At 67.0% G+C, this 22,523-nt stretch carries 23 protein-coding genes and 1 pseudogene; 13 read left to right on the top strand and 11 right to left on the bottom strand.

All coding sequences use genetic code 11. From position 1 onward, the window contains the following. Positions 1-135 precede the first annotated feature (135 nt). Positions 136-954 carry a menaquinone biosynthesis protein gene (locus ABXJ52_RS21065; protein WP_367049156.1) on the top strand — a complete coding sequence of 273 codons (819 nt, stop codon included), beginning with the start codon at positions 136-138 and terminating at the stop codon, positions 952-954. 193 nt (positions 955-1,147) lie between these two features. Beyond that, a complete protein-coding gene (locus tag ABXJ52_RS21070) occupies positions 1,148-2,851 on the top strand; it encodes a serine/threonine-protein kinase (RefSeq protein WP_367044174.1) in 1,704 nt (567 codons plus the stop codon). Positions 2,852-2,948: 97 nt separating this feature from the next. Here the strand turns inward: ABXJ52_RS21070 and ABXJ52_RS21075 are convergent, their stop codons facing one another. Continuing rightward, the gene (locus ABXJ52_RS21075; RefSeq protein ID WP_367044175.1) at positions 2,949-3,248 is read right to left on the bottom strand and encodes a WXG100 family type VII secretion target; all 300 of its coding nucleotides are present in this window, start codon (positions 3,246-3,248) and stop codon (positions 2,949-2,951) included. Between the two features lie 267 nt (positions 3,249-3,515). Here ABXJ52_RS21075 and ABXJ52_RS21080 point away from each other — a divergent pair, with 267 nt between their 5' ends. From ABXJ52_RS21080 to ABXJ52_RS21100, 5 genes are all read left to right on the top strand, one after another. Then, a complete protein-coding gene (locus tag ABXJ52_RS21080; protein WP_367044176.1) occupies positions 3,516-8,141 on the top strand; it encodes an FtsK/SpoIIIE domain-containing protein in 4,626 nt (1,541 codons plus the stop codon). A 159-nt stretch (positions 8,142-8,300) separates the two neighbouring features. Then, positions 8,301-8,612, top strand: coding sequence for a type VII secretion target (locus tag ABXJ52_RS21085; RefSeq protein WP_367044177.1), 312 nt, complete (start codon positions 8,301-8,303; stop codon positions 8,610-8,612). After that, positions 8,609-9,841 carry a putative T7SS-secreted protein gene (locus ABXJ52_RS21090; protein WP_367044178.1) on the top strand — a complete coding sequence of 411 codons (1,233 nt, stop codon included), beginning with the start codon at positions 8,609-8,611 and terminating at the stop codon, positions 9,839-9,841. The genes ABXJ52_RS21085 and ABXJ52_RS21090 overlap by 4 nt, the downstream gene beginning before the upstream one ends. Before the next feature lie 41 nt (positions 9,842-9,882). Further along, entirely contained in the window at positions 9,883-10,551 is a 669-nt protein-coding gene (locus ABXJ52_RS21095; protein ID WP_367044180.1) for a hypothetical protein, read from the top strand. A 56-nt stretch (positions 10,552-10,607) separates the two neighbouring features. Further along, positions 10,608-11,126, top strand: coding sequence for a hypothetical protein (locus tag ABXJ52_RS21100; RefSeq protein WP_367044181.1), 519 nt, complete (start codon positions 10,608-10,610; stop codon positions 11,124-11,126). A gap of 44 nt (positions 11,127-11,170) precedes the next feature. On the opposite strand, the gene ABXJ52_RS21105 is transcribed toward ABXJ52_RS21100, so the two are convergent. The 3 genes from ABXJ52_RS21105 to ABXJ52_RS21115 all read right to left on the bottom strand — a co-directional run bounded on the left by ABXJ52_RS21105 (position 11,171) and on the right by ABXJ52_RS21115 (position 13,463). After that, positions 11,171-11,749: a hypothetical protein gene (locus ABXJ52_RS21105; RefSeq protein WP_367044182.1), complete on the bottom strand. Its 579-nt coding sequence runs from the start codon at positions 11,747-11,749 to the stop codon at positions 11,171-11,173. Positions 11,750-11,820: 71 nt separating this feature from the next. Next, complete coding sequence (locus ABXJ52_RS21110; RefSeq protein ID WP_367044183.1) at positions 11,821-12,822, bottom strand: hypothetical protein; 1,002 nt, start codon at positions 12,820-12,822, stop codon at positions 11,821-11,823. Continuing rightward, positions 12,819-13,463: a hypothetical protein gene (locus tag ABXJ52_RS21115; protein WP_367044184.1), complete on the bottom strand. Its 645-nt coding sequence runs from the start codon at positions 13,461-13,463 to the stop codon at positions 12,819-12,821. The genes ABXJ52_RS21110 and ABXJ52_RS21115 overlap by 4 nt, the downstream gene beginning before the upstream one ends. A gap of 390 nt (positions 13,464-13,853) precedes the next feature. On the opposite strand from ABXJ52_RS21115, the gene ABXJ52_RS21120 reads away from it, so the two are divergent. Genes ABXJ52_RS21120 through ABXJ52_RS21140 form a run of 5 tightly spaced genes read left to right on the top strand, consistent with a single transcriptional unit; the run spans position 13,854 to position 17,088 of the window. After that, complete coding sequence (locus tag ABXJ52_RS21120) at positions 13,854-14,159, top strand: hypothetical protein (RefSeq protein ID WP_367044185.1); 306 nt, start codon at positions 13,854-13,856, stop codon at positions 14,157-14,159. A gap of 2 nt (positions 14,160-14,161) precedes the next feature. Next, a complete protein-coding gene (locus tag ABXJ52_RS21125; RefSeq protein WP_367044186.1) occupies positions 14,162-15,403 on the top strand; it encodes a putative T7SS-secreted protein in 1,242 nt (413 codons plus the stop codon). After that, positions 15,400-15,894, top strand: coding sequence for a hypothetical protein (locus ABXJ52_RS21130; protein WP_367044188.1), 495 nt, complete (start codon positions 15,400-15,402; stop codon positions 15,892-15,894). The genes ABXJ52_RS21125 and ABXJ52_RS21130 overlap by 4 nt, the downstream gene beginning before the upstream one ends. After that, positions 15,887-16,510, top strand: coding sequence for a hypothetical protein (locus tag ABXJ52_RS21135; protein ID WP_367044189.1), 624 nt, complete (start codon positions 15,887-15,889; stop codon positions 16,508-16,510). The genes ABXJ52_RS21130 and ABXJ52_RS21135 overlap by 8 nt, the downstream gene beginning before the upstream one ends. Next, complete coding sequence (locus ABXJ52_RS21140) at positions 16,507-17,088, top strand: hypothetical protein (RefSeq protein ID WP_367044190.1); 582 nt, start codon at positions 16,507-16,509, stop codon at positions 17,086-17,088. The genes ABXJ52_RS21135 and ABXJ52_RS21140 overlap by 4 nt, the downstream gene beginning before the upstream one ends. Before the next feature lie 112 nt (positions 17,089-17,200). Here the strand turns inward: ABXJ52_RS21140 and ABXJ52_RS21145 are convergent, their stop codons facing one another. The 3 genes from ABXJ52_RS21145 to ABXJ52_RS21155 all read right to left on the bottom strand — a co-directional run bounded on the left by ABXJ52_RS21145 (position 17,201) and on the right by ABXJ52_RS21155 (position 19,763). Next, positions 17,201-18,166, bottom strand: coding sequence for a hypothetical protein (locus ABXJ52_RS21145; RefSeq protein WP_367044191.1), 966 nt, complete (start codon positions 18,164-18,166; stop codon positions 17,201-17,203). Between the two features lie 53 nt (positions 18,167-18,219). Next, entirely contained in the window at positions 18,220-18,861 is a 642-nt protein-coding gene (locus ABXJ52_RS21150; protein ID WP_367044192.1) for a hypothetical protein, read from the bottom strand. A gap of 167 nt (positions 18,862-19,028) precedes the next feature. After that, positions 19,029-19,763, bottom strand: a complete 735-nt coding sequence (locus tag ABXJ52_RS21155; RefSeq protein WP_367044193.1) for a hypothetical protein — start codon at positions 19,761-19,763, stop codon at positions 19,029-19,031. Positions 19,764-20,211: 448 nt separating this feature from the next. On the opposite strand from ABXJ52_RS21155, the gene ABXJ52_RS21160 reads away from it, so the two are divergent. Beyond that, positions 20,212-20,616, top strand: a complete 405-nt coding sequence (locus tag ABXJ52_RS21160; protein ID WP_367044194.1) for a hypothetical protein — start codon at positions 20,212-20,214, stop codon at positions 20,614-20,616. Positions 20,617-20,913: 297 nt separating this feature from the next. On the opposite strand, the gene ABXJ52_RS21165 is transcribed toward ABXJ52_RS21160, so the two are convergent. The 4 genes and pseudogenes from ABXJ52_RS21165 to ABXJ52_RS21180 form a co-directional block, all read right to left on the bottom strand. Beyond that, complete coding sequence (locus tag ABXJ52_RS21165; RefSeq protein WP_367044195.1) at positions 20,914-21,330, bottom strand: contact-dependent growth inhibition system immunity protein; 417 nt, start codon at positions 21,328-21,330, stop codon at positions 20,914-20,916. Between the two features lie 185 nt (positions 21,331-21,515). Then, positions 21,516-21,731 carry an RHS repeat domain-containing protein gene (locus ABXJ52_RS21170; RefSeq protein ID WP_367049158.1) on the bottom strand — a complete coding sequence of 72 codons (216 nt, stop codon included), beginning with the start codon at positions 21,729-21,731 and terminating at the stop codon, positions 21,516-21,518. Continuing rightward, a complete protein-coding gene (locus tag ABXJ52_RS21175) occupies positions 21,665-21,823 on the bottom strand; it encodes a hypothetical protein (protein ID WP_367044197.1) in 159 nt (52 codons plus the stop codon). The genes ABXJ52_RS21170 and ABXJ52_RS21175 overlap by 67 nt, the downstream gene beginning before the upstream one ends. A gap of 92 nt (positions 21,824-21,915) precedes the next feature. Continuing rightward, positions 21,916-22,431 (bottom strand): annotated as a pseudogene (locus ABXJ52_RS21180) (RHS repeat domain-containing protein); the annotation flags it as partial. Positions 22,432-22,523: the final 92 nt, after the last annotated feature.

Genomic DNA, 22,523 nt, shown 5'->3' on the forward strand with positions numbered 1-22,523 from the left:
GCCCCGCTTTCTGCACCGTACCGCAAGGGGGCTAGCCTCCCCGATGTGGACAATTCTCCCGTTGACACCCTCACCGGGGAGGGTGCAGATCAACTCCCCGGCCATCACCGCACCCCCCGGCCGCGCGTCGGTCACATTCAGTTCCTGAACTGCATGCCGCTGTACTGGGGGCTCGCGCGGACCGGAACGCTGCTCGACTTCGAGCTCACGAAGGACACCCCCGAGAAGCTCAGTGAGCAGCTGGTGCGGGGCGACCTCGATATCGCGCCCGTGACGCTCGTCGAGTTCCTCAAGAACGCCGACGACCTCGTCGCCTTCCCCGACCTCGCCGTCGGCTGCGACGGCCCGGTGATGTCCTGCGTGATCGTCTCGCAGGTGCCGCTGGACCAGCTGGACGGCGCCAGGGTCGCGCTCGGCTCGACCTCGCGCACCTCCGTACGCCTGGCGCAGCTGCTGCTCGCCGAGCGCCATGGCGTACGCCCCGACTACTACACCTGCCCGCCCGACCTCGGCGTGATGATGCAGGAGGCCGACGCCGCCGTGCTCATCGGGGACGCGGCGCTGCGGGCCAACCTGATCGACGGGCCGCGGCTGGGTCTGGACGTGTACGACCTGGGCCAGATGTGGAAGGACTGGACGGGCCTGCCGTTCGTCTTCGCGGTCTGGGCGGCGCGCAAGGACTACGCGGCGCGCGAGCCGGCCGTGGTGCGCGAGGTGCACAAGGCGTTCCTCGCCTCGCGCGACCTCTCCCTGGAGGAGGTCGGCAAGGTCTCCGAACAGGCCGCCCGCTGGGAGACCTTCGACGCGGGGGTCCTCGAGCAGTACTTCACGACGCTCGACTTCCGCTTCGGGAGCGCCCAGTTGGAGGGCGTGGCGGAGTTCGCGCGCCGCGTGGGCGAGACGACCGGCTTCCCCGCGGACGTACGGGTGGAGCTGCTGGGATCGCAGCGGTAGTACGCACGTAACCAGGTACGGCGGGTACGCGGTGGCAGCTGCGTATGCCGAGTCCGTCGGGCGTACCGGCGGACTACCCTGAGCTGCAGACAGTGCGCGCGGTCGACGCGGCTGCGGCTGCGGCTTCGACCGCGGCCGCAGCCGCAGCCTCATGAACCGCGCGCGTGTGGCGCGTTCGGGGGAGGCCTTCGTCATGCACCCGCTCGATCCCGGTGAACCGACCACCATCGGGCCCTACCGCCTGCTCGGCCGACTGGGCTCGGGCGGCATGGGCCGGGTCTACCTGGGGCGCAGCTCGGGCGGCCGTACGGTCGCGGTGAAGGTCGTCCACCCGCACTTCGCGCTCGACGAGGAGTTCCGCGCCCGCTTCCGGCGCGAGGTGGACGCGGCGCGGCGGGTGGGCGGCGACTGGACGGCGCCGGTGCTCGACGCGGACCCGGAGGCGCCGGTGCCCTGGGTGGCGACGGGGTACGCGGCGGGACCTTCCCTGGCGGACGCGGTACGTGACCTTTCCCCTCTCCCCACCCATTCCGTACGTGTTCTGGTGGCGGGTCTCGCCGAGGCGCTGACACACGTGCACGGGCTCGGACTCGTCCACCGTGACATCAAGCCGTCGAACGTCATGCTGACGATGGACGGACCACGGCTGATCGACTTCGGCATCGCACGGGCGACGGACGGCACGGCCTCGCTCACATCGACCGGTGTCTCCGTCGGCTCGCCCGGCTACATGTCGCCGGAGCAGATCCTCGGCCGGGGGGTCGCCGGTTCGGCGGACGTCTTCTCGCTAGGGGCGGTCCTGGTCTACGCGGCGACGGGTTCGGCGCCCTTCCCGGGCGACTCGTCGGCCTCGCTGCTCTACAAGGTCGTACACGAAGAGCCGGAACTGGGCGCGCTGGCCGGCGAGTTGCGTGGCCTCGCCCTGGAGTGCCTGTCCAAGGAGGCGGGGGAGCGCCCGAAGCCGGAGGAGATCGCGAGGCGACTCGCTCCCACCGGGGCGGACGGCCTGGTGGCGGCGGGGTGGCTGCCGGGTCCGCTGGTGGAGCGGGTCAGCAGGAGCGCGGTGCGGCTCCTGGACCTGGAAACGCACGGGGCCGGGGCACACGGGTCCGGCGCCGGGGCAGCGGAACAGCCGTCGGGCCCGCTGCCGTTCGGCAGCTCGATGGTGGGCGGGGCGACGAGCGGCCAGGCTCCGGTACGGGACGCGCCGCGGAGCAGCGGTTCCTTCGGCCCCCCGGACCCGTCGTACGCGCCAGTGCCTTCCTCTCCTCCCCCCGCGTACGTCCCCACCCAGACATCAGCACCTTCCTCCGCGCCCCCCGGCAGGATGACGGTCTCGGTCGCCGCGACTTCGACGCCCGGCGGCCCCGACGGCCGGGGCCGCAAAGTCAGTTGCACGCTGGTCCTGGGGGTCGCGGGGGCGCTGGCGGCGGTGACGGTCGGCTCGGTCTTCGTCTTCGGCCTGCTGCCCGGGAACAGCGACAACCCGAGCGACGCGGGCCACCCACCAGCGGCGAGCGAACAGCCACCCGCCGGGGCCGCCGGCAAGGTCCCCGCCTCCTACCGCGGCACGTGGGAGGGCCAGGCATCCGCGGCCAACGGCGCCGTCCCGATGGGCAAGTTCAGACTCAAGGTCGAACAGGGCAAGATCGGCGAACGCTTCGCGGTGATGACGCAGACGGACCAACTGGGCGGCAAGTGCGCGGTGGACCTGGCCCTGAAGTCGGTGTCGGAGAAGGAGATCGTGGCGCGGGGGAAGGGCCAGGCGGACAGCGGCGCACAGTGCACGAAGAACACACACACGGTACGGCTACGCCCCCAGGGGGAGGCCTTGCAGTACCTCTCGCAAAACGCGGAGTCAGGCAACCCAGAGGCCACGATGACGCGCCTGAACTAACGGGCGGCGACTCACGCATGCCACCCAAAGGGGACGGCCCGGTTCAAGTCGCACTGAACCGGGCCGATCCCGTGGAACTGCCGTCTGGAACGCGGTTTTACTTGTTCGCGTTGGCGAGCTCGATGTCCAGGTCCTCGTATGCCTTGCGGGCCTTGGTGAGGAACTCGGACATGCCCTGGAGGCCCTCAAGGGTCTTCTTCGCGCCCTTGGTGAACTCCTTGAAGGACTTCTCGAAGGCCGCCGAGCCCTTCTGGGTGGTGTAACCGTTCTCCACCAGGAGGTCGATGCGGCTGTCGATCGCGTCAAGCTCGCGCTTGAAGTCGTCCATGTCCTTCAGAAGCTTGCCGGCTTCCTTGTCCATCTCGGCATATGTGAGATCGGTGTCCTTCTTGGCCATCGGGCACTCCCTTTTCCGACTTGCCGCAGGGCCAACCCCCGTGGCTCCCGTGTTCGCTGATGCGGAAGATCTGATCGTCAGCGTGGCACAGAAGCTTACGGCGGACGTGCGGGGGGTGCACAGTCCTCTGGGGCGTGAGGGCTTCGTGAGGGCGTGCACAAAGGTGGTTGCGGGTGGGAAGTGCGGGACGGATAGGGTGCGCTGACACCATGGACAGTGGTCCGTGCTCCGGCCGGGGCGGACCTCGGTTCGACGAGGAGGACGAGCGTGCGCCTGACCCTGACCGTCGTCGATCCCATGAGGGGCATGAGCTCCGATGTGGTGCTCGATGTCGACCCCGAGTCTGTTGTCGGGGACATCGCGCGTGAGTTGGGGCGACATGTCGGGTATGTCGATGAAGGGCCGCAGGCGCAGGTCATCGCCATCGGTAATGGACGCGGTGCAATCGGCGGGGCCGGGCTGCCGAACGACGGCGCGCCTGCCGTCTTCGTCGACGGGTATGCCGTCGACCCCCAGGCGACGGTGGTCGGATCCCCGTTGCGTGAGGGGGCTGTCGTCAGCCTGCATGATCCCGCCGGGTGCGTTCCCGGAGAGCCGGCCGGTCTGGTCGAGCTGCGCGTCGCGAGCGGGCCCGCCGCCGGAGCCGTGCACCGGCTCGGGGTCGGACGCTACGAGATCGGCAGGGGTGCGGCGTCGTACGTACGCGTCGATGACCCCGAACTCGCGGACCGGGCCGTCGCGTTGTCGGTCAATGTGAACGGGATATGCCAGGTCGCCATACACGGGGACAAAGAGGGTGTCACTCTCGACGGTCAAGAACTCGACGGCGATGAGTGGCCGGTCGGCGGGCAGCTGGCCATCGGCAACACGCTGCTCGAACTCCACCGTTACTCGCCGCCCGACGCCGCGCTCAAGTGGTCCGATGACGGCGCCGGACTCGACTACAACCGACCGCCGCGGCTGCGTCCCTCCGACCGGCAGACCACCTTCCGGTTGCCCCAGTCGCCTCGCGACTTCGAGGCCCGGCCGCTGCCGTGGCTCATGGCCTTCATGCCGCTGGTCGCCGCCGTCGTCTCCGCCTGGGTCTTCGGGCGCTGGCAGTTCCTGATCATCGCCGCCCTGAGCCCGATCATGCTCTTCGGCAACTACTTCATGGACAAGAAGCACGGCCGGCAGTCGCACGCGAAGCAGGTGAAGGAGTACAAGGAGCAGAAGGCGCGCATCGAGCAGGATGCGCGGGAAGCTCTCGTCACCGAGCGTCTCGACCGGATCCAGGCCGTTCCGGACCCCGCGCTCGTACTCGCTCTGGCCACCGGCCCCCGCAGTCGGCTGTGGGAGCGCAGGCGGGCCGACGCCGACCACCTAGTGCTGCGCCTCGGCACCGGCCGGCTGCCGTCCGAGGTCGTGCTCGACGACCCGGAGCAGGACGAACACCGGCGTCAGGTCACGTGGAAGATCGACGACGTCCCGGTGGCCCTGCCGCTGCGGGACGTCGGGGTGGTGGGTATCGCCGGTCCCGACGACACGGCACGGGCACTGGGCCGCTGGGCCGTCGCCCAGACCGCGACGCTGCACAGCCCGATGGACGTGCTGTTCTACGTCCTCACGGAGAACTCGGCGCAGGAGAGCTGGGACTGGGTGCGCTGGCTGCCCCATTCCCGCCCCGTCGGTGACCACGCCAATGTCCTGATCGGCGTCGACTCGGAGACCGTGGGCGCCCGCATCGGCGAGCTGACGCAGATCCTCGACGCCCGCCAGAAGGCCAAGAAGGAAGGCGGCCAGCGGGACGCCACCTCGTTCGGCGACCCCGACATCGTCATCATGTGGGACGGGTCGAGGCGGCTGCGGTCGATGCCCGGTGTGGTGCGGCTCCTGCGCGAAGGACCCACGGTCGCGATGTTCTCGCTCTGCATCGACGCCGAGGAGCGATTCCTGCCCGGCGAGTGCCAGGCCGTCGTCGTCGCCGAGCCGCGTCCGGTCTCCGACGCCGAGAAGGGCGCCGGGAAGGGCACGGGGACCACTTCCGATCGGCGCAGAGGCAAGCGGCCCACGAGTGCGGCGCCCGCGGCCCCTCCCGGTGGGTTCCCCTCCTTCGGCGCCTGGGATCACTCCGGGTCCGCCGCGGCCGACGCCGACAACAGCTCGGGCCTGCGGCTGCGCGTCCACCAGACCGGCGCCAGGGTCATCAGCGACGTACGGCCGGACTTCGTCGCGCCCGCCTGGTGTGCCCGGCTCGCCCGCTCCCTCTCCCCACTGCGGGACATCAGCGGCGAGACCGAGGATTCCGCGCTGCCCGCGTCCAGCCGTCTGCTCGATGTCCTTCAACTGGAGCCGCCGACCGGTGACGCCATCACGGCGCGCTGGCGCATGGGCGGTCAGTCGACGATGGCAGTCATCGGAGAGTCGTACGACGGCCCGTTCGGCATCGACATGCGGCGGGACGGACCACACGGGTTGATCGCGGGTACGACCGGCTCCGGTAAGTCGGAGCTGCTCCAGACCATCGTGGCCGCGCTCGCGGTGGCCAACACCCCGGAGTCCATGACCTTCGTCCTGATCGACTACAAGGGCGGCTCGGCGTTCAAGGACTGTGTGAAGCTGCCGCACACGGTCGGCATGGTCACCGACCTCGACGCGCACCTTGTCGAGCGCGCCCTCGAGTCGTTGGGCGCCGAACTCAAGCGGCGCGAGCACATCCTGGCCGCGGCCGACGCCAAGGACATCGAGGACTACCAGGACCTCGTACGCCGCGACCCTTCGCACGCGCCGGTGCCCCGACTCCTCATCGTCATCGACGAGTTCGCGTCCATGGTGCGTGACCTGCCGGACTTCGTCGCCGGCCTGGTCAACATCGCTCAGCGAGGCCGGTCCCTCGGCATTCACCTCCTGCTCGCCACGCAGCGGCCCAGCGGTGTCGTCTCGCCCGAGATCCGGGCCAACACCAACTTGCGCATCGCGCTGCGCGTGACCGACGGCGGTGAGTCCAGCGACGTCATCGACTCTCCCGAGGCCGGGCACATCGCGAAGAGCACGCCAGGACGGGCGTACGTCCGACTCGGACACGCCTCCCTGATCCCCTTCCAGTCGGGACGTGTCGGTGGTCGCAGGCCCGGGGCGGCAGACCCGCAGGCTCTGGCCCCCTGGTCGAGCCCGTTGCAGTGGCAGGACCTCGGCAGGCCCGCGCTCGTGAAGCCCAAGAGCGAGGCCCGCGAGGACGAGGAGATCACCGACCTCAAGGTGCTGGTCGACGCCGTACGCGAGGCCAACGACACGATGCGCATTCCGGCTCAGCACAGCCCCTGGCTGCCCGCGCTCGGTGACACCCTGCTCCTCGACGAGATCCCGCCGGCGCAGGGCGCGGGGGCGCTGGCCCCGGCCCCGTACGGCATCGCGGATCTGCCATCCGAGCAGGCGCGCATCCCGGTGGCGGTGGACTTCGCCACCTTCGGTCACCTTCTCATCGGCGGTGCGCCCCGCAGCGGACGCTCCCAGGTGCTGCGGACCATCGCGGGCTCCCTGGCCCGCACGCACTCCACCGCCGACGTGCACCTGTACGGCATCGACTGCGGCAACGGCGCGCTCAACGCCCTGTCCCGGCTGCCGCACTGCGGCGCGGTCGTCAGCCGCTCGCAGACGGAGCGTGCCATCCGCCTCATCAACAGACTGAGCGCCGAACTCACGCGCCGCCAGGACGTGTTCGCGGAGAAGGGGTTCGCGGACATCGGTGAGCAGCGGGCCGCCGTGCCGGAGGACGAACGGCTGCCGCACCTCGTGATCCTGCTCGACCGCTGGGAGGGCTGGCTTCCGGGCCTCGGTGAGTACGACCACGGTGTGCTGACGGACGAGATCATGGCCATGATGCGGGAGGGTGCGAGCGTCGGCATCCATCTGATCATGACGGGTGACCGGCAGATCCTCTCGGGCCGGATCTCCTCGCTCACCGAGGACAAGTACGCCCTGAGGCTCTCCGACCGCGCGGACTTCTCGATGCTGGACATCAACGCGCGCAAGCTGCCGGACGAGATCGCCGCCGGCCGTGCCTTCCAGAACGGAACCGCGACCGAGACCCAGTTCGCGCTGCTGAGCGAAGACGTCACGGGCCAGGGACAGGCGGCGGCCCTCACCGCCATCGGCGAGGCGGCGGCCGAGCGGGATGCCGACGTCCCGCGTGCCCGCAGGCCCTTCAGGGTCGACGTGCTCCCGTCCCGCATCTCCTTCGACGACGCGTGGCGCCTTCGGGACGCCTCGCTCCCGGCCTCGCCCCTGTGGGCCCTGGTGGGCGTCGGAGGCGACGAACTGACGGGACTGGGCACCGATTTGGGCCAGGGGATGCCGGCCTTTGTCATCGGCGGCCCCGCCAAGTCGGGCCGAAGCACCGTCCTGATGAACTTCGCCCGTTCCTACTTGGGGCAGGGCGTGCGCCTGGTGATCGCCGCTCCGCGACAGTCGCCGCTGCGTGAACTGGACGGACGCGAGGGCGTCTTGAAGGTGTTCGCGGAGGACGACATCGAGGAGGACGACCTCAAGGAGGCGCTGGCGACGGCGACGCGCGAGGAGCCGATCGTGGTGCTCGTCGACGACGCCGAGTCGCTGGACGACTGTGACGCGGAGGACGTGTTCAAGCGCATCGTCCAGCGGGGCGGCGAGGAGGGTCTCGCCGTCGTCATCGCCGGTGACGAGGAGGAGATCTGCGGCGGCTTCTCCGGCTGGCAGGTCGACGCGAAGAAGGCGCGGCGCGGCATTCTGCTGTCCCCGCAGGACAGTTCCGCGGGCGACCTGATCGGCATCCGCACGACGCGCAGCACGGTCGGCGGCCCGATCACTCCGGGCAGCGGCCTGCTGCACCTCGGGGACGGGGAGACGCGGACGGTTACTACGCCTATGCCGGTGTAGGGACAGGCCCTCCTCGTCGGCTTCGCAGAACACCTTGATACGTCGTTAGGCTATCCGGTACCACGTGCTATGAGAGGGCTGGGAGCGGGCATCCCGGGCCCTCTCATCGCCACGTGTGGGTATAAACCGGTCAGGAAATCGGACGGGGGAGGGGGTCCCGTGGCGGACCACACCAAGGCTGACATCGCTCTTATCAAGCAGGCATCGCGAGATATGGGCAAGATTCACAACGAGTTCGAGCGCAACGGCAACCCCGCGGACGAATACGGGAGCGCCGTGGGCCATGGCCCCTTGAAAGATGCGTTCTCGGACTTTGGGGACACTTGGAAGAAAACCAGGAAGAAGCTCATGAAGGAGCTTGAGAAGCTGGCCGAGTTCACTTCGATCGCCGCCAAGGAGTACGAGAAAATCGACCACAAGCTGGCCGAGGCGATCCGAGCTGCCAAGGCGGAAGAGAAGGGCAAGAAGTGAGCAGGACGGACAGCGACTGGCCGCCCCTCTGGCATGACGACCCCACCCCGGGGGACCCCGAGGAAGTAGCCGAGCTGGGGCGCAAGCTCCGCAAGATGGCCAAGATGATCGACGAGCAGTCCCGCGTCATCAAGGCCCTTGGTTCCGTGGAGGGGTGGGACAGCGACGCGGGGCGCGCTTTCCATGACATGGCGGGCGGTACGGGGGACAAGCTGAAGAAGTCCTTCGAGCGCTACGACGAGGCCGCCAAGGCCCTCGGCGAGCAGGTGCGGGAAGGCGGGTCGAATGAGTTCGCCGGTGAAATGCGCAGAGCGCAGCGCAAGGCGGACAAGGCGCTGAGCGACTATCGCGAAGCCAAAGGGGACTTCGACCTCGCGGAGCGCGAGGTCCAGAAGTACGACTTGAAGTACCCCACCCATAACGTTCCCGCTGGGGAAAAGGAAGATTACGAGCGCTGGAAGGAGAAGAAGGCCGACGCGCTGCTTCGCATCGGCGGCGCTCGGAAACTGGTGAAGGATGCCAGGGAGATATATGACGACGCGGGCGACAAGGCCGCTCGGCATATCAGGGATGTCGTGCATCATGACGACGTCCGGGACCCGGGGGGCTTTATGAATCTCCTCGCAGACTGGGCTGACGGACTCTCGAACATCGCCGCCGTCCTGTCCGTGCTCGCGGTGATCTGTGCCTTCGTTCCGCCGCTTCAGGCGCTCGTTCCCATCCTCGCGGGCCTTGCCGTAGCCGCCAGTGCTGCCGCGCTGGCGGGCCATGCGTATGACATGACGGTGCGCGGAGGGAAGGTCAGCTGGATGAAGTTGGGCGCCGATGCACTGGGGGTGATGCCTGGTATGGGCGTCTTTAAGGGGTTCACGGCCCTCAAAGGCCTCAAGGGACTGTCAAAGATCAAGGGCCTCGGCACTTTCAGTGCAGGCGCTGCCTACCGCGGTGTCGGGCACACATTCCTGAACGGTATTTCTGTCACCGTGGCCAACAAGGTCCTAAGGAGAGGACCCGAGGAACTCCTCGACGGGAAGAAGGTCACAGCAGTTGTCAAGGGGTTGGGCCTCGCAAGCGCCTTGAACCGGATGCGCAACGGGGAGAACGGCGAGAGGACCGGATACCAGGAGCCGAAGCCGGCTCAGCCCATGCCCGAGCCTTCTCCTAGTCCTCAGCCTTCGCCTGCACCCAGTGCCTCCCCGAAGCCGTTCAATGCGGCCTTGGCGGCTTAGGAAGTGCCCGATGACTTTGCGACCGAGAGCAGGTTCCACAGTTGACTACCGACACTATTGAAGACAGCCGGAGCAGCCTCTTGGGAGGCGACGGCATAGATGTTCGCTGGGTCATGCCTGAAGGGTTTCTTGAGCTCCCGTTCGAGGCGGACGACCTGGATGAACTCGCAGACAAACTGATGGAGTTGGCTAAACGGTCACTACCGGGCGGCAGTGAGGAAGTACAGCGCGAGTGGGCTGCCATGTGCGGGGCGAACTATGACGAATTCATCGAGGCGGGAGTTCAGTACGCCGGTTTTGTCGTGACGGAGGTCGACGGTGTTCGCTGTACGGCCACTGTGAACGTCAGCCTCATGGACCTGGACGAAAGGGCCGGGACCAAACCGGCGGGCTTCATCGCCACCACCATGCGACACCTGGATATAGGGCAGGTGGACGAGGTGAAGCTGCCCTGTGGTCCGGCAGTGACCTGCATCGGTGCTCGGCACGCCAGCGTGGACGGCAGCCTCACGGACTCAGGGGAGGACGAGCCCATTTGGACGTCGTTCATCCAGGTCCAGATTCCGCTCAGTAATCAGACCGTGTTGGTGTTGGAGATGGGAACGCCGACCGCCGAAGGATGGGACACCTTCTCAGCCATGTTCGCCGGTGTAGTGAAGAGCGTCCGGTTCTTCGACGAGCACGGGTTGCCTCTGGTGATGCCAGGGTGAACGAATCGCCAAGGGCCGCAGCTTCGCCACCCGCTGCGGTCCCCAAGGACTACCGCTTGCTGGTTCCCCGCGAGTGGTACCGCGTCGACCTCACGCAAGACCGCTGGCGTAGCCAGCTAAAGACCTTTGTGGACGGTCAGGTGCTTGGGCGCGGTGTCTCCCCGGACCTGGCGCGGAACGTTTGGGTCACTCTGCGCAACACCGCGGAGGCCGGTCGGGCGCATGGCGCCATGGAGTTCTTTCTCCTGACGACCTCGCCGGACGGTGGCCTGCCCGCCTCACTGCTGGTCTCCCTGGTGCCATTGGGTGAAACGCCTGCCGACCCACAAAGGTACGCGACGTGGCTCGAAGCGAGAGAGCCCGAAGGTAGTGTCGGGAGACAGGTGTCCGTTGTGGAGCTTGCTGCGGGCACCGCCGTGCGCGTGCTGGGCACCACAACTCTGGACGTCCATGTCCATATGCCGGGCGGGGCCGGCTACTTGGTGCTCTCCTTCTCGGCACCCCTCACGGGGATGGCTGGCCCCATGGGGCAGTTGTGCGATGCCATGGCAGGCTCGCTGCGGTGGGTGCTGTGACGGTGCCCACCCGTTCCTGAACGGAGCGGCAGCCACAGAACTGCTCAGAACCTGTCCTTCTCCGGCAGGTCGAGTTCAGCGGCGTCGGCATGGAAATTCGCGGCGAAGGGGTACGGCCCGTAGTGCGGGTAGAAGGTCGGCACGTCGCCGCCGTTCTCTGCCGCGATGTGCGCGATCTTCCGGTACGCGGCTGCCCTGGCCCGCACTTTCTGGCGGGGGCGGTTACCCCACTGCCGGATCAACATCATGACGAAGTACCCAAGCGTGAGGACGACGACGAGTCCGGCCCCTGCATAGAAGAGGGACTGGTTCCTGGTGGACTCCCAGTACCGGACGTAGGCACCCCAGTAGAGGACGAGCCCGAAGGGGATCAATCCTGCGGGAAGTCCGGCTTTCGCTCCGGCGCTGTAGAGTTGTTTGTCATCAATGTGGCGAAGGCGAAGCATCTTCAGGACTGCCTCGTCGTCGAAGAAGTCGAACTGCAGCCTGCGGCCCTCGGATTCGGCGGCTTCCCGGGCAGCTGGTACTGCGGCGATGACGTCACCGGGAATCATCTTCCTGATGATTCCTTCACGTGCCCTGTACTCCCACGGACCGGGCTCACGATCTTGTTCGTCCGACATGTGGCTTTCTGCTCCTTTTGCAGGGTGATCAGCGGCGCTTTCTCCGGCGCGGTGGGATCTGTCCACCGACGCTAGCGATTGATGGACTGGATTTCCTTGACCGTTACGTCCTGCTCAAAAGTGGACAAGCCATCCGGTAGCGCCGGCTGTTGCGCGGGGCCGTCAGGGTCGGCGGAGTCGGTCCAGGTCACCTTCCAGGTGATCTGAGCCTGCAGCGGGTAGGAGCCGTCGCCCGAGGATTTCTGGTAGGCGATGTTGCAGCCGGCCTTGGATGTGTCCACCTTGTAGCCCGATTTGGCCTTGGTGAGGTCGTAGTTGCAGGTCTTGGGATCGGCGAAGCCCGTGCCCGCGTCCACGCGCAGGGCGACAGGAGTCGCGACCGTGGTGGCGTTGAGGTTGACGCCGAGGTGGTTGAAGCTGGCAGTGACCCACACCCGCTCGAGGGGGGCGCCGAACTTGACGTGCGTAGGCAGGTTCACGAACTGGTTACCGGCGGCCGGACGAAGCGTGACCGGAGGCGCGGGGAGCTTCGTCTCGGCGTAGGCGAGGCCCGCGAGAGCGAGAGGGGAGATGGCGTCCTGGGGAGGATCTCCCTCCTCGACCCACTGCACGCCCTTGATCGTGGTGCACTTCTCCATGTCACCGAGCTTGACGTTGCCCGACTTGAGCTGATCCACGGCGTAGGTCCGGTACCACCAGGCGCCCTCGTCGCCTTCGTGGAAGTCCTTTCCATCGTTCCAGCTGGGAAGGGTCTTTCCCGTGTTGGGATCAATGGGGGCGGTCTTCTTCTGTTCTTCCTTGTACTGCTTCGGTGTGAACTTGGGTTGAGTCCAGCACAAGGGTGGCTCCCACGGCCCTTCGCTCTGGGCTATGTAGTCAGCCCCTGAGTCGCCCTTGAAGTTGGTCTCGAACTGCACATTCGCGCCGATGGCGCCGTCGCCGGACGTACCGCCACCGCCGGGTGGCTTACCCGAGCTCCCGGTGCCGTCGCCTGCGCTCGCTGTTCCCGCGTAACCAAGGGTCAACAGGGCTGCGATGCCTGATGCGGCGGTGGTGCGAGCCAGCCGGTTCACTGGCACTCCTTCGCCGCGGTCTCGCCGCGGAAGGATTGCACCAGCCAGGTGTTGTGCTCGGTCTTCCTGAGCGTTGCGGTATTGCGGATGAAGTCCTCCGGGCTTGGCTTCACCTTCAAGGCCTTGCCCGACTTGATGTCCTTCGCGAACGCCTTGGTCCGGTCTTCGCAGTAGGTGACGATCGCGCGGTCGTCGGTGTTCTGCTCGACCTTTCGGTCGTAATACCGGTACGTTCCGGTGATGGTGCGGCCTTCTGACTTGGACTTCTTGATCTCGCCGACGTAAAACTCCCGCGCCTCGTCGGCGTAATAGCGGGTCAGGTAGCGTGAATTGGGATCCAGGTCCACGTAGAGCCGCTGCCGGGCCATAAGCCCCTCGGCTTGCTCCTTGAGGATCTGGTCCTTCGCCTTGTCGCCCGTCTGATTCGGTTCGATCTCGACCTTGATGTCGTCGGGGAGGCCGAAGTCGGAGACCTTGGCAGGGGGAGTGGCGGATGCCGTGGGGCTCGAGGTGCTTGCGCTCTCCTCCTTGCCCGCCCCCTCGATCTTGTCGCCCGGATCGGATCCGCTGCCGCAGCCGGCCAGGAGAAGGGTTGCGGCGATTGCGGCGGTGACGGGCAGGTGGGGGGTGCGGCGTTTCAAGTCGGCTCCCGGTGGGGCGAGGGGTATTCCAACAGGCCACGGTATCCGCCGGGTTCTTCGTTTCGCCAAGGTGATAACGGGACAAGCCACGCAATTTCGATGGACTGTCATCCCGTCGTTACGTGCAGTCCGAGACGGTGAACTCCTCAGCTGGTTTTGCGGCCGGAGGGGGCGGGGTCGCTGCAGCTGCCCGTCCGGAAGGCCGTCGCGTCGGCCCGGAGGGGGTCTTCACCGGCCGCGCCGAGCGTGCCGCAGAGCTCGTGGGGGTATTGACCTGGGCCAGGACCGCCCTACCGTCTAGGTGAGGTCAGGAGAGTGGAATTGCCGGGGTCGTCGGTGGGCCCGGGTCGGTATCCCCACTTGTCGATTAGTGAACGGGGGCTGTTGGAGATGTCGGATCTCACGGTCGATATCGAATTGCTGACTGCGTCAGAGAAGCAACTTGCCATCATTCAGGGCGAGTTCAAGGGGATTGGGGACTGGAAGAAGGAGATTCAGGCGGCCCTCGGGGCGGACCGCATGGCCGGCGCGATGGGCAAGTTCGTCGACAACTGGGACAGGCACCGCAAGGAGCTCGTCGGGGAGATCGACAAGGTCGGCGGATTTGTCAGCAGTTGTCGGAAAAACTTCGAGAAGCTCGACAAGCAACTTGAGGAGTCGGCCCGCGAGGCGCGACGGGAAAAGAAGGAGAAGTAACCATGGCCCGTCCCGTGGACTGGAAGCCTCTCGCGGCCGTCGACCCCGTACCCGGTGATCCCAAGGAGATCCGGGAAGAAGTCGAGCACATGAAGAACGTCGCGAAGAAGCTGCGCGACCAGGCGGACAAGCTTGAGAAGATCGCGAAGAAGGAAGGCCTGAAGGGGAAATATTCCGAGACCCTGACGGAAGGGGCCGGAGATCTCGCCAAGAAGCTCGATCAGGCCGCCGGTCGCTACGAGACGGTCAAGACGCACCTGTCCGGCTGGGCGGACGACCTTCAGGCAGCTCAGACGAAGGCCGGGACCGCCCTGGACCTGGCCCCCAGCGACGAGGAACAGGCCAAGAAGGACCTGAAGAAGGCCAAGCAGGACTACGACGACGCGGCTGACCACCACGCGGGGCTGATCGAGAAGGCCATCGACGACGATGCGCTGACCGACAGCTGGTGGGACAACGTCAAGGACTGGGTCGACAAGAACGCCGGCTGGCTGAAGGTCGTCATCGAGATCGCCAGCTACGTGGCGACAGCCCTGGCGATCGCGGCCATCTTCGTCTCCGGCATCGGTATCGGTATCGTCCTGGCTGCGGGAATCGCGGTCCTTGTGGCGAGAGTTGGCATGGCCGCCGCGGGCCAGGGCTCTTGGGCGGACGTCGCCCTCGACGTGTTCGCACTGGCCACGATGGGCCTCGGCCGTGGCGCCGTGACCGGGCTGAAGGCCGGCCAGGCCGCCACCCGGCTGGCCGCCGGGCAGGGCGCGAAGAAGGCTGCCACCAGCGCCGCGAAGAACGGCATGAACAAGGTGTACGGGCAGGCGGGACGCACCCTGGCGGCCAAGGGCGCGACCAAGGGACAGCGGAAGGCGGCGCGGGAGGCCATCGAGAACGCGAACAAGCTGGCCGGCAAGGCGGGTGACGGCGCGGAGATGCTGGCCAAGAAGGCACCATTGCCGAAGGTCAGCAAGATGGACATCATCAAGGCGGGCGGAGACAAGGACGCGGCCGTGGCGTACAAGGACATCATGAAGACGCGGGCGGCCTATGCGGCTGATGACGGCGTGCACGCGGCCAGTCAGGGAGCCGAGGACTATCTGCGGCACAGCCAGCAGGTCTTCGCCGCGGGTCAGGGCATCGACCTGGGCGGCAAGGCCCTTGGCGCCAGCGACACCGTGGACAAGCCGTACTTCGAGCCGTTCCAGGATTACAAGAACGAGTACACGGCCGAAGTCGGATCCACCTGGTGAGCCGGAGGAAGCGCCTGGAGCCCGGCGAACGCTACTTCGCCGCGCTGGCCCGCAGCCGCGAGGAGGAGGAGCGTGCGGCGGAGGAGCAGGCGAGTGCTTACGCCAGGGACGTCGGCGTGGTGCGCGTGATCGCTCTGGTGCCCCCGCTGCTGTTCTGCGCGGCCATGATCACAGGTGCTGTCTCGGACGATGTCGCGCATGTTGTTCTGCGGTTTGTGCTGGGCCCCGTGAGTACGGTCGCCACGGCCTTCGTGATCGGCCTGATCCTCAAGTACGAACGCTCGCCTCAGCGGGACTTTGGCGTCCCGATGGTGGTCTTCGGCGGCTCTCTCCTCAACTGCCTGGCGGGATTCGCCACCGGGTCGATCGTCTACGTACTGATCCCGCTGGCAGCGCCGCTTACTCAGTGGGCGTTGCCGAAACTCCGTATCCTGCGAGAGAGAACAGCGCCCGTGAAGATCGACCGCCGGCCGAAGGCCGACCATGACTGACCGCCGTGTGGCCCCTCGCGGCTACCAGCTGATCCTGCCGCCCGAGTGGGCCCGCATCCCGATGCGAACGGGCACGGACGAGGCGATACGGGGCATCGTCGACGACGCCTTCGCCACGCTTCCCGCGGACGCACCGCAGGACAGGATCGGGCCGTACCGGCGCGAGCTGGTGCGCCGCCTGAAGGACGCCGTCAAGGAAGCGCGCAAGGCTGAGGCACTCGACCTCTACCTGCCGCTTGAGCGCATGCACGGCATCGTCGTCGCCGCCTCCATCGTGGTGTCGGAGATGCGGTTCCCCGACGAGGTCGCCAGCGACCCCTCGGCGGTGGCCCGGCGCCTCCTCGAAGCTCCCGGTCGTGCGGGGACAACCAGCTCCGTCGAGGTGGACCACGCTCCTGGAGTACGTACCGAACGGACCACGAAGGCCGATCAGGACGGTTCGGAGCTCGCGTCCCGAAGGGTCGACTATGTGATCCCGGTGCCGGACGACCCCGGACGGTGGGTGAGTGTGGTGTTCTCCACGGTCGGCGCGGGGCAGCCGGATGATGAGCTGGCCGACCTTTTCGTGGAACTGTTCGACGCGATGATGAGTACCTTCCGATGGAGCCGCTCGTGAGCTGGCCGCACGTGGACTACGACCCGGACCTGTGGATGCAGGTTCCCAACTCCTGGGAGGGGACGCCGTGGAAGGGCCCCAAGGAGTGGAGCCGTCACATGTCCGAGGCGGCATGGGGCGACAGCGGATCGGAGGCGACTCGCAAGGACCTCAAGGGCCTGGCCGCCACGCTGCGCGCCTGCGCGGAACAGTTCCCGCAGAGCCACCCCGGATTCGACGTCTACCTCCACCTGCCCGACCCTCGGTTCATGCCGCTGCCCGTGTACGTGGCCTCCATCGAATCGGACGGCGAGCGTGAGGAGACCTTGCGGGCCCTGGTGACCACGGACGACGCGGACCTTGTCGAGGAGCCGATCGTGGAAGACTTCGGCACCGGACTCCTCGGCACCGGTCTGCGGTCCCTGCGCTATACGCAGACCGGCGCGGAGCGCACCATTGTCGCGGGTGTGCGGTATGCGTGGCGGGCGGAGGAGGCCGGCTGCGATGTCGTCGTCATCGTGGCCGCCCCGGACCCACGCCGTGTGCTCGGAGCCATGGAGGACCTCGACGCCTTCGCCGCCCGGATCAGCGTGGCCTGAACGCGTACGCGCCGCCGGCCGCCGTGGCCTTTCGCACCTTAGCCCTTCTCGGCCGACACACCGTGCTCCCGGGCAGGTCGATGTGGCTCTGCTGCGACTGGGCTCCGTCGCCTCAGCGGTTGATGGACTGGATTTCCTCGACCGTGATGTTCTGCGTGGTGCCGAAGGCGCCGGCGGGCAGGTCTCCCCCCGGGACGCCCGTGCCCTTCCAGGTGACCTTCCAAGTGACGGTTGCCTTCAGCTCGTATGTTCCGTCGCCGGACGAGCGGAGGTAGGTCACGCCGCACGGTGGGATCTTTTCGGCGTTGCCCCGGGCGTAAGGGACGCCGATACTGCCGTCCTTGTTGATCGCGCACTCTCCCGAAGCGGGGTGGCTCTGCGCATCCTTCGTGCCGGGCTCGATCTTGAGCGATAGCGGTTCGGCGGTGGTCGTGGCCTCGATGTTCTGGCCGCCCGCGTTGAGGGACGCGGTCACTGACACGGGCTTGAACTTCGCCTTGTCGAGCCAGGCCCAGGTGTGGAGGTTCACCTTCGTGACGTTCTCGGGGGCGAGAGCGACCTTGGTACCGGGGATCTTGATCCGTGCGTAGGCGAGTTCGGCGAGGATCTCGGGCGTCACCGCGTTCTCGACCACCGGGGGTTCCCCGTTGTCGACCCAGAAGGGGGGCTTCTTGCAGGCGAAGATGTCGCCGCCCTCCTCGTAGGGCAGGGCGGCACGGTCCCAGAACATGCCCTTGCCCCTTTTGTCCATGTTGTAGTTCTTGTAGGGGTGGCCTTCGACGTAATGCTTCTCGAATTCGGCGACCGCTTCACCGAGCCCACTGGCGTGGGGGAGGTTCTTGGTCTTCATGTGGTCAGCTTTGAGCTGTTCCGGCGTGTACTTGGGTTCGTACCAGCACGGGGGCGGGGACCAGTCGGACGACTTCACCGTCATGGGGCCGCTGGACGGGCCGCTGCCGTTGCGGGAGAGGTCGAACCGGACTACGGACTCGATCTCTTCGTCGTTCCTGTCTCCGGACTGCTCGACGCTTCCTTCCGAGCCGCCGCCGGGCCCGTCTGCGAAGGCGGTGCTGGGCACGATCGAGATTCCTGTGGCTGCGAGAACCAACACAACGTTCCGCAGAGGCATCCTCACGGCTGGCACTGGTCTGCTCCTCTTTCCGACGAGACGGCAGTGGTCTTCCACACGCCCTTAGTGCTCTTCTTGAGGCTGGCGTCGTAGAAGACGTAGGACTTTTTCGTCACCGGAGTTTTATCTGGCTTGCCGGTCTTGCGGTCCTTCCCGAACCACTTGCTCTCGTCGCCGCAATAGGTGAGCCGGGCGGACCCATCGGCCCGGAACTGCACATTGCGGTCGTAGAACCGCACCGTGCCGGTGACGGAGTAACCGTCGTCCACCACGGACTTGATCCACTGGATGGCGCTGGCCGCGGCGTCGCCCTCCGAGTAGAACTGGACCGCTTCGGAACTGGGTTCGCCCTTGATGATGGCGGAGTCGATAGCGCGGTGCCGTTCCGCGTTGTCCGCGAGCACGGCATCCTTCTTCGCGTCACCTGTCTTGGCGTCCTCGAACTTGAGGATGTCGTCCTTCGGCAGCGTGATCTTCGGGCGATCGATGCCGGCGTCGGCCGGAGCGCTGGGGGACGCGGACTCCTTTGCACCGCCCTGGTCGGCGCCGGCGATCTTGTCGTTGTCCTTGGCGCCGTCGTCCCCGCTGCCGCAGGCCGTCAGGAGCAAGGCTGCGGTCGCGGCGAGCGCGGCAGTGACAGGCATGGTGCGGCGGTTCACGGTCGGCTCCCGGTGGGGCGAGGGGTCTCCAAAGGGCCGACGTTAACTGTGGGGTTGTTGGTTCCGCCAGGGCCGCTAGCCTGACAAGTCGCCTCATTTCGACGAACTGTCATCGTGTCGTGACTCACGATCGCCGAATCGGCCTCAGCTGCTCAACTCAGCTTCTTCTCCTGCGATTTGACGACCGCAGGAAAGATCTTTGCGTTGCCGGTGCGCGCCTGCAGGTAGGCGTTGCCGTCTATCGCGAAGTAGATGGCGATGGTGTCGCCGTGACGGGTGGCCTGGGTGCGCACGGTGTGCGAGTCGCCCTGGTACTTGGTCGTGGCCCTGAAAGACAGGGACTCATCGGCTCCGGGTGTGGGCGCGGCCCCTGTGGTCTCGGAGGCGAGTGACTCGTACACGTTGGAGGCCTTGTCCCCCTTCGCCGTGAAGCCGCCGGCACAGGCGCTGACCGCCTTGGTCATGTCAGCCATGGCGTCCTGTGCCTCGCCGGGCGCGTACGTGGCGAGGGTGATGTAGGTGAAGGCGCCGGTGAACTCCTTCTCCTCGGCGACGCGGAGGTAGCTGTCCTGCGGGGCGCCGACGGGAAACTGGCCCATCGCATAACCGAGCGGGGCACAGACGGACTTGTCGACCTTGACGTTGTCCCTCGACTTCGCGAAGGCGTAGTCGTCGGCGGGCTCCACGATGGCGTGAGCGGGCACTTCGTTCTTGGTCAGGGAGAGCTGCGCGGCCGATTTGGCGGGCTTCTTCTCCGCGGGAGGCGCTGAGGACTCTGCTGCCGCATTGTCGGAATCGCCACCCTTGCTGCCCTTGCCGTCATCCCCGCCTCCGCAGGCGGTGAGGACCAAGGCCGCGGTTGCGGCGAGCGCGGTGACGAGAGGCATGGCGCGGCGGTTCACAGTCGGCTCCCGGTGGGGTGGGGGGGGTGTCTTCGGCGAGCCGACGCTATATGTGGGGGGTGGAGTGGCGGAAGACCCGGACCGCGTGGTGGCTACCGAGGGGGTGCCGCTCGCTGTGGCGCGGACGGTCCGGCCCCGGTGATCACATTGCCGGTCGCGGGGGCCGAGGCATGTCGAAGCGCAGGGCGACCGAGACTGCCAGGGGCAGCGATTGACCGTACTGGAGTGGATCGTCCGTGTGCCGGGGGCTGGGTGTGTGGGTGCGGGCGGCGTCTGCGGGAGAGCGTGTGACTGCCCGGGAGGCCCGCCTAGGGTGGATTGCATGTACATATCGCCCCGCGCACTCGAAGGTGGCCGGCGACACCGGCTGGCCGTCGGCACGATGTTGTTTCTCTGCATGTCGCTCGTGGGGGTCGGACTTTCGGTCTCGGCCGTGAACGGTGCCGTTGGGGAACTCGCACGCGCCGGGCTCGTGGCCGGTGCCGTGTCGATGTTCGCCGTTGCCTGGTGGTGTGCCCGGTACTGGTACGCCGCCTTCTGTCAGGGGCGGCGTGCGGAACCGGTGCCGGATCCCAATCCGTGGCCGTGGGTGCTGCCTTGGGCGGTCGCCGTCGTGGCGCTCTTCGTCACCGGGATACGGCAGTTGGCGAGCGGGGACGACGGGGGCTGGTTCTCGCTGGGGGTCGGGACCTTTATGACGATGCCGTTGATCGTCGGTGGGGTGGCGGGGCTGTGGGGGATGGTTCGGGCGTCCCGGTGGCGGACCCAGGGGCCGGCGGCCTCTTCCGGGCACGCCGAGCCGGTGCGGCCGCGTCGTGACTGGGGCCCGATCGGCTGAGTGGCGTTTGTGTCCGCGCCGCCGCCGCGCTGTCGTCGCACGCCGCGATATGCAGCTGGTCCCGGCGGCCCAATGCGGGTGGCACGTCGGGTTCCGGAGGGCGGCGGCTGAGGGCGTTGGTATCGAACGCACCTATCGGCACCGTGGGCTCTCTATGGGGTTTCCTGGTCGTAGTGCTGCGCTGGGAATCTAAGAGGCGTGTAGGCGTGACTGTCCATCAACCACGCTGTAGAGCCCTATAGCGTCGTGCGCGCCCGCCAAGCGATGGCCCCCTCTTCGTCCACCAGCTCGGAGGGCTCAATTGTTCTCAGGTAGCGACCTGAGGAGTTGTTCGACCTCTTGTTTCACGTAGCGTGAAAGGCCGTGCAGTCCTGCAAGTACCTCTTTGAGCTCGCGTGCAAGGTCGGGATCAGCGGCCCAGACTTCTGGCTTTCTTGAGACGACCGCGTACAACAGGTCGTCATCGAACCATCCTCCCGCTGCCTGTTGCGGCGCGGTTTCGCGCAGAATCTCGACGGCAAGTGGCAGAAGCCAGGAAAGCCCCTCGTCCTGAGTGATCAGGCGGGCCAACTCGTGCGGCTCCAATGCCCCGATGGGGCGGTGCCGCAGCTCGTGCACGTTCTGGACCATGGGGGTCGCGTCGGTGGGCGGTTCAGGCCAGCGCCGACCCTCCAGTTGCTCAAGCGAGCAATCGCGGTCAGGAGGCTTGGACATCATCGGGTCCTCTCATAGTGCTGGCCGAAACGGCGTGAAAACAGTGACACTGTAGTGTGACCACGATCTTCGAAGTACGGATCAACGTCATCCGTGGCCAATGGAGTTAAGGAAGCGGTTCAGCCGCTCAAGTTCCACGATGGTGTCCTTGCGTTTCCTGCTCAGCACCTCCCTGCCGCGTGCAGTTATTGTCGCAGGTGGGGTTCTGTAGTTCCTTTGTCAGGAGCTTCCGGATTCCCTCCAAGCCGTTCCGAGCCTGCTTCAGGTCGCTTGATGTGGCCGAGTGCGTCTGTGATCGCGGCCGGATGGCCGGCCCTGCTGTAGCTGAACTGACTCACGGCGCCAGCCGGATCCGTGACGCTGGTGAGATTGCCGCGCTCGTCATACTCCCGCTGCCACAGGCTCTGATCCTCCTCCGCGACCGATGTCGGTAGTCCGAGTTCGTTGTACGTGGCGGTCGTGCCCGGCCGGCCGGGCGGGTCCCCGACACCACCAGCCCATCCTCGTCATATCGAGATCGGGTGGTGTGCCCGAGCGGATCGACGAACGCGTGAGTTGGCCTTCGTCATCCCACTCCTGAGTGGTGACGTGGCCCAGCGGATCGGTCTCGCGGATCAGGCGGTGGGAGTCGTTGTGTTCGTAGACACGGATGTGACCGAGGGAATCCGTCACACGGGTGGTGTGCGTGGTCTCCTCGAACGTGAGGATGGAGGCCAGGGCGTTGCCGGTGCCGCCGGTGGCTGTGACTCGGCCCTGGTCGTCGTAGCGATACCAGTACGTGGAGCCGTTGCGGTCGGCCCAGGACGTGATGCGGCCCGCGTCGTCGTATGTGTAACGCATGGGCAGCCCCGAGGAGTTGAACTCTTCGGTCAGGCGGCCTGTCTCGTCGTAGCCGAAGGTCAGCAGGGTGGTGCCGAGCTGGTCGGGGGCGGCGTGGCCCCGCCGCCTAGGTGCAGTCGTCGCACGTCGCGATGTGCACCTGGTGCCGCCGACCCAACGAGCTTTGTGGGGCCGGTGGTTGCGTCCCAAGAGCCGCAATCCCCGCCAGCTCCGGCAGCCCCGAGCCGAGTCGCGACCAACTCCCCGCGGCTGCGTACGCATCAAGGGCTCGCCCAAGCCCCGGAGCCGAGGAGCCCGCACCCCTTATATCCGCTGGGCCACGAAGAACTCGAATCGGTGCTCCCACTCGCTGA

This window comes from Streptomyces sp. Je 1-332, assembly GCF_040730185.1.
Taxonomy (GTDB): domain Bacteria; phylum Actinomycetota; class Actinomycetes; order Streptomycetales; family Streptomycetaceae; genus Streptomyces.